General features: G+C 52.2%; 13 protein-coding genes. 3 read left to right on the top strand and 10 right to left on the bottom strand.

The annotated features are described in order from the left end of the window. Positions 1–73: 73 nt before the first annotated feature. Complete coding sequence (locus Enr10x_RS20330) at positions 74–625, bottom strand: HAD family hydrolase (RefSeq protein ID WP_197997308.1); 552 nt, start codon at positions 623–625, stop codon at positions 74–76. 299 nt (positions 626–924) lie between these two features. On the opposite strand from Enr10x_RS20330, the gene Enr10x_RS20325 reads away from it, so the two are divergent. Next, positions 925–2,148, top strand: coding sequence for a PcfJ domain-containing protein (locus Enr10x_RS20325; RefSeq protein ID WP_197997307.1), 1,224 nt, complete (start codon positions 925–927; stop codon positions 2,146–2,148). A gap of 42 nt (positions 2,149–2,190) precedes the next feature. Here the strand turns inward: Enr10x_RS20325 and Enr10x_RS20320 are convergent, their stop codons facing one another. Both Enr10x_RS20320 and Enr10x_RS20315 read right to left on the bottom strand, forming a co-directional pair. Beyond that, a complete protein-coding gene (locus Enr10x_RS20320; protein WP_145451194.1) occupies positions 2,191–2,952 on the bottom strand; it encodes a tRNA(His) guanylyltransferase Thg1 family protein in 762 nt (253 codons plus the stop codon). Continuing rightward, entirely contained in the window at positions 2,942–3,388 is a 447-nt protein-coding gene (locus Enr10x_RS20315) for an AAA family ATPase (RefSeq protein ID WP_145451193.1), read from the bottom strand. Before Enr10x_RS20315 ends, Enr10x_RS20320 begins: the two co-directional genes overlap by 11 nt. Positions 3,389–3,558: 170 nt before the next feature. Here Enr10x_RS20315 and Enr10x_RS20310 point away from each other — a divergent pair, with 170 nt between their 5' ends. Next, positions 3,559–5,025, top strand: a complete 1,467-nt coding sequence (locus Enr10x_RS20310) for a PcfJ domain-containing protein (RefSeq protein WP_145451192.1) — start codon at positions 3,559–3,561, stop codon at positions 5,023–5,025. Positions 5,026–5,227: 202 nt separating this feature from the next. After that, positions 5,228–7,651, top strand: a complete 2,424-nt coding sequence (locus Enr10x_RS20305) for a right-handed parallel beta-helix repeat-containing protein (RefSeq protein ID WP_145451191.1) — start codon at positions 5,228–5,230, stop codon at positions 7,649–7,651. 90 nt (positions 7,652–7,741) lie between these two features. Here Enr10x_RS20305 and Enr10x_RS20300 read toward each other — a convergent pair whose 3' ends face one another. From Enr10x_RS20300 to Enr10x_RS20270, 7 genes are all read right to left on the bottom strand, one after another. Continuing rightward, on the bottom strand, positions 7,742–8,308 hold the full coding sequence (locus Enr10x_RS20300) for a carboxymuconolactone decarboxylase family protein (RefSeq protein WP_145451190.1): 567 nt from the start codon (positions 8,306–8,308) through the stop codon (positions 7,742–7,744). Positions 8,309–8,407: 99 nt separating this feature from the next. Beyond that, positions 8,408–8,986 carry a TetR/AcrR family transcriptional regulator gene (locus Enr10x_RS20295; RefSeq protein WP_145451189.1) on the bottom strand — a complete coding sequence of 193 codons (579 nt, stop codon included), beginning with the start codon at positions 8,984–8,986 and terminating at the stop codon, positions 8,408–8,410. Between the two features lie 67 nt (positions 8,987–9,053). Further along, on the bottom strand, positions 9,054–9,821 hold the full coding sequence (locus Enr10x_RS20290) for a hypothetical protein (RefSeq protein WP_145451188.1): 768 nt from the start codon (positions 9,819–9,821) through the stop codon (positions 9,054–9,056). A gap of 167 nt (positions 9,822–9,988) precedes the next feature. Further along, positions 9,989–10,348, bottom strand: a complete 360-nt coding sequence (locus Enr10x_RS20285) for a hypothetical protein (protein WP_145451187.1) — start codon at positions 10,346–10,348, stop codon at positions 9,989–9,991. A 156-nt stretch (positions 10,349–10,504) separates the two neighbouring features. Then, positions 10,505–10,882 carry a hypothetical protein gene (locus tag Enr10x_RS20280; protein ID WP_145451186.1) on the bottom strand — a complete coding sequence of 126 codons (378 nt, stop codon included), beginning with the start codon at positions 10,880–10,882 and terminating at the stop codon, positions 10,505–10,507. A gap of 68 nt (positions 10,883–10,950) precedes the next feature. Further along, positions 10,951–11,472, bottom strand: coding sequence for a YegJ family protein (locus Enr10x_RS20275; protein WP_145451185.1), 522 nt, complete (start codon positions 11,470–11,472; stop codon positions 10,951–10,953). A gap of 139 nt (positions 11,473–11,611) precedes the next feature. Then, positions 11,612–12,229 (bottom strand): SET domain-containing protein, encoded by a 618-nt coding sequence (locus Enr10x_RS20270; protein WP_145451184.1) that lies wholly within the window; start codon positions 12,227–12,229, stop codon positions 11,612–11,614. Positions 12,230–12,432: the final 203 nt, after the last annotated feature.

The raw sequence follows: 12,432 nt of genomic DNA, 5'->3' as shown, positions 1-12,432 counted from the left end.
GTACTTCATGTTATATTTAAGACAATGCTGTTTTCATGATAACTGAAGACAAACCTCAGTCACCAGCGACACTTTAGTATCCCCGATTCTTCCAGTTCCGTTTTTCAATGCGACGCAGATTCGGTTCCCCGCATAACTTTGGTAAATAGGCTGCCAACCGCTGTAACTCATTATCTTGTCTGTCATCACCGAACCAGGGAGTGACGTAGATCGCATTTCCAAAGTTGCGTTCCACTTTCCGGGGTGTGTCATCCACGATCAGCGTGCGGTTCAGATCGTAGCCGCAGCGTTTCACTTTCCGCAAATCTTTGACGTAATAGTACGACTGCCACTCCGGATCGATGCGGGTAATGCAACGGTCCCGGCTCCAGGAAAATTCGAGTGAGACAGAGGCGGGGATAATCTGATTTACGATCGCCTGGACATAATCGGGACTGGACGAGGACCAGAGTGCGAGCTTGAACATCCGGGAGGTCTGTTCGAGGAATTCAGTGAGATAAGGGCGCAGGTAAACCGCATACGGACCAATGCGGCAGTCTGGACTGTGTGCTAAAGGCTGGACCGTGGCATGCAGCAGCGTTTCGTCAATATCGAGAATGAGCAGAATTGGCTGTGTGTAATTCACCTGTTTGATTTCATGAAAAAGCCGAACCGTTGTTCGGGGGCTGTGTCAATGTCGATGAGAAAACGGAGGCCTGTTGTAAAGGGTCTCCCTGACAATGACACGAGAGCCGGAGCCCGGTTCTCTTAAGTGCCTGTCAGGCACACTGCACCATGAGGTGTTATTCATGCGAATCCGTACTGGTTTGATCTGACGAATCTCAAGCGAGCATATCAAAGGCGTTCTGCGCCCGGGATATGACTTGGGGGGGGCGATGTATGCGCATCGCAGGTCTGATTTTTCCTTTTTTCAGTACGGTAACCATGAATTCTCAAAACCAAAAACACCACGCCGCCCGTTGCGTGGACGCGCTGATTGCGCACCAGTCTGTCTCATTACGCGGCGTTCGACATCCTTTCTGGCGACTGATCCAGGTGATTCGTGCCAGAACCAGTCTGCTTTCTCCCCGGTTAGGAGCAGATTATGCCACGCATCCATCTGATGCGAAACGCATTATCCTGGCTTGTCGCAGACTGGCCTGCCATCGCAAACAATGGTATCAGGATCCGGAAGACTGGAACCCTCCAGAGGGCAGCAGTTTCGTGCAGATGCGATCGCTGGTACAACATCTGCTGGATCAGTACACCGTGCCTGACTTTATGGCGTCGGTCTGGTGGACCGATTACCCTGATGTCACCGGAATGGAACTCTATCTCCATCTGGGAGCGGGTTACAGTATTCGTCGATTTCCCAGACTTGCTCCCTTCGAAATCACGAAGGCGATGGCAGCACATTTCATTGATGTCCCGGATGACCTGCGCTGGGATGCTGCGATTCGCTGGTCCCAGGTTCTGGCACTGGGGGGAGACGCGCGGCTGGCACGGATTCTGGTTTCCCAAACATTACTTTCACGACAGACGTCTGACGAGCGTTTCTGGGAGACAGTCATCCGCTTCCTGATCCAGTATCAACCGATCTCAGCAGACGAAACCAGAGCGATTGTCGAGTTTATCCTGGAACAGCGGTTTTATCCCGCTGAAAGAATCTGGGGGATCGGCTCCGGTCATCATCCGGTTCAACCTGATTTCAGCTTGCAGGGACGGACGCTGATGTCGCTCCGGCGGCATATGGTTCATTGGAGGACTGAATTAATGGAGAAAGGCATCATGCCGCCACCCAATGTCAATTGGCTCGACTTTGCCTGGAAACGGAGTGATATCAGAGCATTTCGTTGTAAGCAGGAGGGTACAACCTGGAGCATCGAAGAACTGTTAACACCCCGCCAACTGCAGATGGAAGGAAAAGTCATGCAGCATTGTGTGGCGGACTACATCTCAAAATGTATCAGACGGAAGACGACCATCTGGTCGATGAAAATGCAGAAAGGGAACAGAAAAAATCGTCAGCTGACGATTGAAGTACTGCCACAGAAAAAAGTTATCTTCCAGGTAAGTGGAAAATGCAACTGTGAACCGAGTGAGACGGCGCGTGAGATCCTCAAATGCTGGGCGGATCAGGAAAGTCTGACCTTCAATGAGTCGATTTAAGATGTCACCACGCTCCGGGCAGCCTGATCCCGGGAGCGTGTTTCAGCAAGCGTTGAGCAATTGCGTCAGAAAATCGGTGTATTCTGTTTTACATGGCAGCTGATTGTTGACGGTCATCCGCCGTCGGAGCGCGACAACTGCTTCTCCGGTGACGGGATTGATGGCCGGTTTGTCGTACCCTTCCCAGTAGACCGCGATCCCCTGTTTCTGCCAGGCGGGCAGATCATTGAAGTTGATGCCCCGCTGGAACAGAAGTTCGTTCTTCTGGCCGAAGGTCAGGCCGGATAGCTGTTGAGTGGCCTGTCGGGCGTCTCGTCCCTCTTTGCGGAGGCACCAGTAACAGTGAGCGTTCAGGGCATTGCGTGCCGCATCGGCACTGCGCCAGCGGAAATAGTCAATCACCCGGTCTCGGTTGGGAAGCTGTGAAATCCGGCAGTCAAACGTGGCGACCTGTCCCAGTTGCAGTGAGAACTGTGCGCTGGCTTCCCCGGCCAGCACGGAGTTCAGTTTGCGGAGTTTCCGTCCGAACAGTTGCTCTTGGCGATCAAAGAGCAGCGAGATTTCGTCGCTTTCGGTGAAGGCATAGACGATGCGGAAGCCACAAGTCATCAGTGCTTTCACTGTCCGGACCATTAGATCCCGAAATTGCGCATCAAAGGGACGTTCAAATGCGCAGACTTCTTTGGTGAGCCGGGTAAATCCGCGTCCATCCAGCCGGGCGATCATATACATGTCGGGCAGGACGCAGGTGTCTGCAGCGGTTTCATAAACCCGCATCTTCTGATCCAGTTCATCAAAGTTCATCGTTCCACTCCTCTACCAGGAACTCTCCCTGTTGCAGACTGACATAAAACAGTTGATCAAAGCCTTCTTCCAGCGACGGACGCTGCAAGCGTCGGGCTGCAGACAGGATTGCGACGTCGGGAACCCGCGCGGGGGGCTCGCGTTCTGCATTCCGCTGCAGGCAGGGATTGACGCGGGAGGCGAAGTAATACCCGTTGATGGTAAAGCCGAACTGACGGGCCAACTGTAAGTATTTGGCACGTTCTTCGCGGCTCGGGCTCGTATTGTCGACCACGAATTGCTGGCCGGTCTGCAGGCAGGTTTCCAGGAAACGTGTTTCCCGGGCACGCGTTTTCAAGAGGTCCAGGCTGATGCGCACGTGGGTTGCGAAAAACATCTGTCGATAAAACGAACTTTTTCCGGCTCCCGGAATGCCTGTAAAGATGACGGCTTGCATTTTAGTTCCTCAAAGTTGCGAACCCTGCAGTCGGGCAGTGTGTCGTAGAACAAAATTCCAACCTGTTTCTTATCTCGAAAGGAGGAAAACGATGTTATACAGATCGACTCTGAAACACAGACAAAGGTTCAAACAATTGAATTCGCTTTTTACAGAAACGACACTCAGTCATGTCCCACAGAAAAGGAACGTCTACAAAACAGGCAGCAGATCCTGAGCTGCTCGCGCATCTTCAGAGTCTCAACCTGAAGACGATCGCGGAGTATCGCCAGTGGTGCGTCGATAATGGATTTCGCACCGGTCTGCGTAAGTCGCGACGGCAGCGTCGTGAGGAACTGCTCTATTTCCGTCGCAGACTGGCAGTCAACTGTCTCCGACAGCGAAAGCAGCAGCGGTCGATGGTCGAGAAGCTGGACGCTGTCTGTACCATCGATGCCGAACTCAGCTCGATTACAGATCCAACGCTGAGAAATATTTCCGAACTGTATGTATTTCAGAGCGCTCGCCTCAATCGACCGGGGATTGTTCGGACCTCATTTCTTAAACTGATCTCTCATCTCTATCGTCATCAGTCAAAGCTGTTAGACGATGATGAAGAGATGTTCCAATGGGGCAATTATGCCGCCGCTCTGGTTTCGATCGCCACTAAAGCACGTAGCTGGATTCGCCCCATCGAAACCTGGCGTCCGCGAGGCAGAAACAGACGACAGCAGCTCACTTCGCTGTTAAGGCATTTATTTGTTCAATATCAGATGCCACTGTTTTTCGATTCCGTCTGGTTGATGTATTCATCGCCGAAGTTCGAAATCTGTCGCGACTGGTATCTCGATGTCGGACGGGGGGAGAATATTCGTCACTGTCATTTGCCGATTCCCTATACGAAAAAAATGGCTCACTATTTCATGCAGGCGCCTCGGGATCTTTTCCTGTTTCAGGCACTGCGCTGGGGACAGATTCGGGGACTGGGAGGTGATGTCAATCTGGCCCGCGCAATTCTTTCAACCAGGCTGGCCACAGGATTCTCCCGGGATGAATTCTGGACTTCTGTCATTCTCTGGTTGGTTCATCGGCCACAACTGGACCGCAGTCAAATCAAGCTGCTCGTAGATTATTGTATCTTTCAGAGATATGGGGTATTGCCGGAAGAGTACGATGACGAATCGGCCCCTGTGAATGAATATTGCGTCAAGGGACGGACTGCTCAATCGCTGACGCGTGATGCTGCTGAATGGTATCAGGAACAGGAAAATCAAAAACGAATTCCAGAGTATGTCTGGGAACCAAGCGGGATTCCCGGGTTTGATTATCGGGATGAGGATCAGGAAAATCAGATCGGGAAACGCTGGGTAATTCGAGAACTGCTCAACAGTTACGAACTGAATACGGAAGGAAAGCAGATGAATCACTGTGTGGGTACTTATGCTTCCATTTGTGCCGGGGGTGAATGTTCGATCTGGTCGATGCAGATCGAGGTTCAACAGGGATTCAAAAAAGCGATTACGATTGAAGTCCATCAGGAGGATAAACTGATCTGTGAGGTACGCGGCAAAGCGAATCGGCTGCCAAATCGACGAGAACGGAACGTACTGCGTTGCTGGGCGGAAACAGCGGGACTGAAGTTATCGCGATATCTTTAAGTCTGAATTCCCTCGACCCTATAACCGGTATATTTTACCTGATCAGTCCTGGCAAGAGGAAGTAGGGAACGGTTATACAGAATCACCGGATTCGTGCATGAGTGATTTCCCCCATTAGCCGAATAAGAATCTGAGCCACCATTTTAACCGTTACAGACTGGAATTGATCACTCTCGGAACAATCCCAAACATTAGGATAACAATGAACGCTAGAGTAACCTCCCGGCTTCTAGCCCTGCTGTTCCTGACAGTAGCAGGTCTGTCTACACCTGCACTTTCTTACGGTCAGGACCCGGAATGGCTCCAGGAAGAAGATTATCTGTATCGCGCCTACTTTGACTTTACGGGTTCTGCCGGAGGTTATCGTGATGTAGGACAGGGCCTGCTGTTTGTTCCTCTTGCCCAGGATGAAGAAAGCCTGTTCTTCGCTGATCTGCGCGGGAATATCTTCAACGATTCTTCGGCTGAAGGAAATTTCGGCCTGGCATACCGCAAGATGGTCAACGATGAGTGGATTGCCGGCATGTACGGTTTCTACGATGTCCGCCGCAGCAATTATAATAATATGTTCCGGCAGGGAAGCTTCGGCCTGGAGCTGATGAGCATCGAATGGGATTTCCGGGTCAACGGGTATATTCCCGGGCAGGGGCCCCAACGCGTTGATTCGCTGTCGACCGCTTACCTGAGCGGAAATAATGTCGTGATGCGGGCTGGAGAAGAACGGGCCTACTGGGGAACCGATTTTGAAGTCGGGCGGCTGCTGAAGACCTTCTACCAGATGAAAGTCGATGCGGAACTGCGTGGTTATGTGGGCGGTTACTATTTTGATAATAACGCGCCTAACTTCAATAAGATGACCGGTCCCCGGGCCCGCGTGGAATTCCGTATGTTTGATCTGCCGTTCCTGGGCAATGGTTCGCGTGTCGTCCTAGCAGGACAGTACCAGCATGACGATCTGCGGGGCTCCCAGGGAGAGGGGCTGCTGACAGTACGAATTCCGCTGCCCGGCAATGGGGACAGCCGGAAGCTGACCCGCTTTCAACGCCGGATGGTTAACCCGATTCAGCGTGATATCGACATCGTGTTAAATCAGGCCCAGGCACCGGAAGAATGTGCAAAGCTGCAGTTGAACGGCCAGGAACTGAAGAATATTACCTTCATCGATGCGAACACCCCGAATGCCGAGGCGGTCTTCAATGCCGCAGGCTCCAACAGTGTGGTGCTGTTTGACGGGAGTGCCGGTACCATCCATACCGCGACCGGCTTTGTCTTCAACAACGGGCAACTGGCTCTGGCCGGGGGCACCGATGTGAATGTCGTCGGCTGTGCATCCGGTGCGGTCACGACCTTCCATTATGGAGGGAAGCCACTCGTGCAGGGAGACAATATGATTAATGATGTCTTTACCCTGGCGGACAATGCCAGCATCGTGGGGTTGAACGTGACCGGTGGTCTGAATGGCATTTACGGTAATAACCTGAGTGGTTTTTACATCACTGGGAATACTGTCAGTAACGCTTTCGAGGATGGCGTACACCTGGATGGCGACACAAATGGTACGATTACCAATAACACCTTTTTCGGGAATGGTGTCATTACCTATGAAGACGGTCTGAACATAGAACATCTCACCGGCGGTACCATTTCGGGTAATACCTCCCGTGGAAACGGATATGGATATTACTTCGAGCGGGTCAGCGGGGGGACGATCAGCAACAACGTTGCCGAGTTGAACATGGTCGATGGTTTTGATTTCGACGACTTCGATGGCGGGACTCTGACCGGGAATACGGCCCAGTACAACGGTGAAGACGGTTTTTACTTCTATAATCAGATCACCGGAGGCGAGATCTCAAATAACATCGCTCGTGAAAACTACAATTTCGGATTTGACATTGACGCTGACGCTGACGTTGACGGAGTCACTTTCAGCGGCAACCAGGCACTGGAGAATGACTACGCCGGTTTTGCTTTCTTTGGTCATGTCAATGGCGGAACGTTCTCTAACAACATAGCAAATGGGAACGACGCCGGGTTCTACTTTGATCAAGATGTTGACGGAGCCGTTATCACTGGGAACGTGGCTAACAATAATAACCTGAATGGTTTCTGGTTTGATGACAAAGTCACCAACACGACCTTCACGGGGAACAGCGCCAGCCAGAACAAGGGTAACGGGATCAAGTTTGGTGACACGGTCGGTGTGGGGACGCTGATCAGTAATAACAAAGCCCTGAACAACCTGGATGACGGGTTTGACTTCGAAGATCTGAACGGCGGGACGATCATGAACAACCTGGCGCAGGGTAACCAGGAAGATGGTTTTGACTTTGATAACGTGATCGTCAGCGGTATCTTCAGCAACAATACTTCGATCGGCAATGCCGCGAACGGTTATGATTTTGTCGCACCAATTTCCGGTGGAACGCTGGACGGGAACACTGCCCAGAGCAATGCGGGGAACGGTTTCTCGATCGGCATTTTCTCGGGAGGCAACACTGCATCGTTCTCGAACAACACTGCGATCGACAATGTGTTTAAGGGCTACGATATCCAGACCGGTGCACCACAGACTGGTACTGGAACCAATACCGGCTATGGAAACGCCACCGACAGTAACTACTGATCCGCTTGAACCAGCCTGATCGAAGCCCCATTAAAAGGGGAATACTCCAGAGAGAGTATTCCCCTCAAGGGGTAACTGTACTGCACGCGTTCAATGGCTGCAGCTTGCACCGGCTCCCGCGCAAAGCGGTTCGACTTCCGGGAAGTCGATTTCGGTCTGGGCGATGTTGTTGAAGTAGTTGGTAAAGATGTTGAGCGCCACGTTGGCGGCGATCTCAGCGACCTGTTCATCGCTGAAACCGGCTGCACGCACGTCCTGCAGATCCTGATCGGCGACCTGTCCCCGTTTGTGGACGATCGACTGAGCGAACTTCAACAGGGCAGCCGCCTGTGGATCGGCGTCTGAGCCAGACCGGTTTTCCCGGATCTGTTCCGGAGTCAGACCGGCCATTTTTCCGAGAGTACTGTGGGCGGCCAGGCAGTAGCCACACTCGTTGGCTTCCGCGACCGTTAAGGAAATCTGTTCCCGGTGCTGATCCGTCAGGGCCCCCTGTTTCAGGAGTCCGCTGAACTGTAGATAAGACTCCAGGACGGCAGGGGAGTGTGCCATGGTTCTCATCAGATTGGGAGTCATCCCCAGCTTCTGTTGAACACCAGCGAGTAAAGTCTGGACTTTAGCAGTGGCGGCTTCATTGGTGAGGGCGGTTAAACGTGGCATGGTCGTTCTCCTTTGAAAAATGAAAGTAACAGTGGTTTACTTAAGTTTTATTAAACAGACAGGTCTGTATATTATGTGCTAAATAAAAATGATGTTTTACTACGATTGAACGCCGGCAATCAGTTGAAACGCAGCCTCTTCAGCGATGGTAGCTGCTTCTGAACTGCCTTCGCTGACCGAAGTGACGATGGCCCCTTCCACGAGGACGGAGATCGCCGGTGCGACTACTTTCGCCTGGGAACCTTCGGACTCAACGATGATCTCCGTCAACTGCTGCTTGAAACGGCGTTTGTGGTCGGCACAGAAATCCGTGGCTGCCGGGTTCGAGTCGGCCAGTTCCGAAGTGGTGTTGATAAAGGCGCAACCCCGGTAGTCAGGGCACTCAAACCAGTCTTTCAGGGCAGCGAAAAAGGCTCTGAGCGGCTTCATCCCTTCGGACTGATGCTCCATCATTCGTTGTTTCAGATACAGATCAAATTGTTCCTCCCGATATTTGAGGACCGCCAGGACGAGATCGTCCTTGGAGGGAAAATGGTTATACAGCGTCATCTTGGCGACCCCCGCCTCTGCGATCACCCGGTCGATCCCGACCGCGCGAATCCCTTCCGCATAAAACAGCTTCTCGGCTGTTTCGAGGATACGTTTGCGGGCTTGGGATGCTCTGGGTGTCTTATTCATACTTGAAGTATACAGACCTGTCTGTTTTAGTCAAGTGGGAAATAGAAAAAAAATGATTCACTGTGTGTCAGGACCAGTCGAATGTTGTCAGAGCGAGCTGTTGTTCTGGATGATAAAACAGCAGGAGGTTGCAGGGGTGTTCGTCCACATAACTGTATGCGGGAATGGAGCCAATGAATTCGAATCGGGAGCCGTCTTCCGCAACAGGCAGGGGACTGGTACAGGGATCTCCCTCTTCATCCACACATTCGACTTTTGTCAGGGGAAACTCTGTCGCGCTGGCCCAGTTTCCCCAGCCGGGGAACCCTCCCAGTTTCTGCGTGAGTTCTAACCGGGAGTCGTCAGAATATTTTCCGTTTCGACGTCGTGCGAAGGATTGATGCAGAGCTCCAAATTCCTGAAAGTGCTTTTTGTTTTTTGTGTAGGATTTTCTTTTGAGAGCGTAGACTTCCTTCAGTTCCTGAAGCGCCTCTTCAGATAAGGAAACGTCGTCGCGATAATCGAGATCCTCATTGAGAAAATAGTGAAAATCGGCAGCTAAAGTATATTGTCCCTGGTCATTGATGTGATAACCAATCCAGTTTGGTCGGCAAAGATAGGTGTGATATTTTTCGGTCTCGCTGCCAACAACTCCTGACTTTTCTCCGCCAAACGGTTCCATGGGAAGGACAAAATGAATTTTTCCTCTCCAGTCCTGGTTGATCCTGGAGAGTGATACAGTGGCAAGCGGGAGGATGAATTCCAGGTAACGTTTGGTATCAGATGCAAACACTGTTTTCGGATCAGGGAACGCCTGGAAATCATCTTGATTATGGAAGAGTTCAATGTAGGGCATTGTCTGTATTCTTTCCGATTGGATTTCTAAGGTCTGAGAAAGGTGTCAGCAGCTTATCACGTTTTGACTGGGAGTAAAAGCAGTGAAAACTTATTTCACTCACCTTGGGTTGCGTGTCCTGATGTGAGCAATCCGCTGCTTCTGATATTGTTGTCGAAATGGTCGAGTTAAAGGGGGAACCAGTACGTCTCGCCCGGAACTTCGGGTTCAATCAGGACCTGGGTTGGATGAACGAACCGGCGGTCGAGCATGATCAGGGGGGCGAACAGGTAACCCAGATCGTTGCCGCGACTGACGTACTTTCCACTATAGTTTTTGAACCGGTACTGAAACCGGCAGCCTTCCGGATTCCAGGTGGAAATGTCAGAGACCGACAGTCCCATACTGCGGTAACGGACTTCGCCCGACTGGTTGAAATAATAAGTGCCCATGCTGGAGAGGATGATGTAGATCCCGACGTAACAGACAAACATGATGCCTGCAGTCATCAGCAATTCTCTGACCACTTTCCTCCAGGACACTGTCATGGCGGTGATCAATCTCCTCTCCTGTCAGACGACTTACCCGTCTTCCGGAAAATCGTCGAGTGAAATAATCGGTAGGGGATGGGAGCAAAATTCATCTTAGCAATCCAAAAATTCAGATCGCAAGCAGAAAATGAAATTTCGGATGGGCGCGGTGCGTTAGCGGAGGGCGTTCAGAATCAGCAGGATCACAGCGACCAGCGCGAGGATCACCATCACACAGCCCCAGTCGAAGGGGCGGGACTCTGCGCCCACCGCGGCTTCGTAGCGGATCAGGTCTTCCAGCTTTTCGGCGTTGTGCGGGTGGCCGCATTCGCAGGGAGTGTCGATTTCCGCATAACGCAGCCCGGCACATTTGGGGCAGCGACCACAGCACTCGCAGTAGGGGAGTGCACATTCCGGACAGTCTTTGAGTTCCGGTTTCACACGCTTCAAACCACAGACCGGGCAGCGGCCGCAACCGGGACAGACGGCCCGGGCGGGATCGAAGACGGTTGTTTCACAACCCAGGCAGCGGATATAGGGGAGCTCACTCATGTCTGCATTCTGCGGGCGGGGCACAGAGGTCAAAACAAGTCGACGGGAAAAAGGCTTTCCGTCGCGGTTTATTCAATCTTGAAAGGGAGATTCAAATCGAATGCTTCCTGTTGTTCTTTGCTCAGGCTGTCGCGGACGACGCGGAGCGTGTATCCGCCGACCAGCTTTCCGTCGGCGACATACATCCAGTCTGAGATCTGGTCTACGGGAGAGTGGACTTCGTCCCCCACAACATATTTCTTGATCTGATAGGGTTCGTTATCCAGGGTGCCATAATACTCGTCCGCTTCGAAGCGGACCGGCGTGGTCCAGACATGTTCCTGGTGCTCACCGTCCTCAATCAGGAGTTTCACGGAGAAGTAAGACTGATCTGGTCCAGCCTTTTCAAACGCGGTTTTGAACTCAGCGAACGTTTCGCGGGCCTTGTCGATGGCCGCCAGCATTTTCGGGTCATCCGCTTCGACATAGGTGATGGCCGGTTCGCCTTCGCGTTCGACCATTTCGCCTGAACGGGGCTGCTGGTTATCGCAGCCCGCACTCAGAGCGCAGAGCGCCAGCAGGGGGAGGGCACAGATGAATGAGACTCGCATGAGACGGGTTCCTGAAACAGAGCGCAAGGGGCGCGTAAGAGAGTTCACAATGGTGGTGAACCCATCCTAACGAACCGCGGCGTCTGTGTCAGGCATCTCAACTGGAAACCGGTGGCGGATTTACAAAACAGAGCGGTGTTCAGACTTCCTGCATTTCAGGCTGTCGTTCTTCCTCTCCGTTGTAATAATTCGTAAGAATCGACTTCATCTCCTTGTTGCCTCGGGAGATTTCGACGATTTCATCCCACATCTCTTCGGAGAGCAGCTGTTTCAGGGGTTGCTCGAGGCGGGGGATCCGGTGAAAGACTTTGAGCAGTTTGCGGTCCCAGACCTTGTAGTACTTGATCAAGTCGTTGGGGTAGACGATTTTGCGGCGGGTGCCTTCGTCGACGCCCCGGAAGGGGGCGGGGATGTTTAAATAGCCGTAGTCATCGGTCAGTTGTTCGCCGGGGTGGATGTCCCGGATGGCGATTTCGAAGTCGTACGCGGTGGTCAGGCAGTTGGAGTTGAAGCTGTGGTTGACGTAGCGGCCGTTATCCCAGCAGAGGACCAGGTTCCCCTGGTTATTGCGGAACGAGTAAGTATCCAGAATATTCTGGTAGATCTCGTCCATCGATTGAAATTCAGACGAGCTGAACTCGCGGTCGAGTTTGTCGAGCACCCAGGTAATGGAGCCGGCGGGAATGAATTCAGTGGCGACAACGCCGTAGCCGATTTCGTTGCTGATGAATTTCAGCTCAGTTTTGGGGTGTATCATGGGATTGATTCTCGAATACACGGTCAGGGAGTGTGTCCGCAGGTTGTTGGCTTTGCGCAGCCCCCCGGTCACACGGTCTTTATTTCACAGAGCACCTCTTTGTTCCAGATAGAAAAAACTGAAGAATATATATCGTCAAAAAACCGGTTTGCCCAGTCCCGCATCATGAAATTTTCACGAATCGGGGCAGGTCTTGTTTGGGG

Source organism: Gimesia panareensis (genome assembly GCF_007748155.1).
Taxonomy (GTDB): Bacteria; Planctomycetota; Planctomycetia; order Planctomycetales; family Planctomycetaceae; genus Gimesia; species Gimesia panareensis.
The sequence above is the reverse complement of the archived record's forward strand: the minus strand, read 5'-3'. Positions and strand labels throughout refer to the sequence as shown.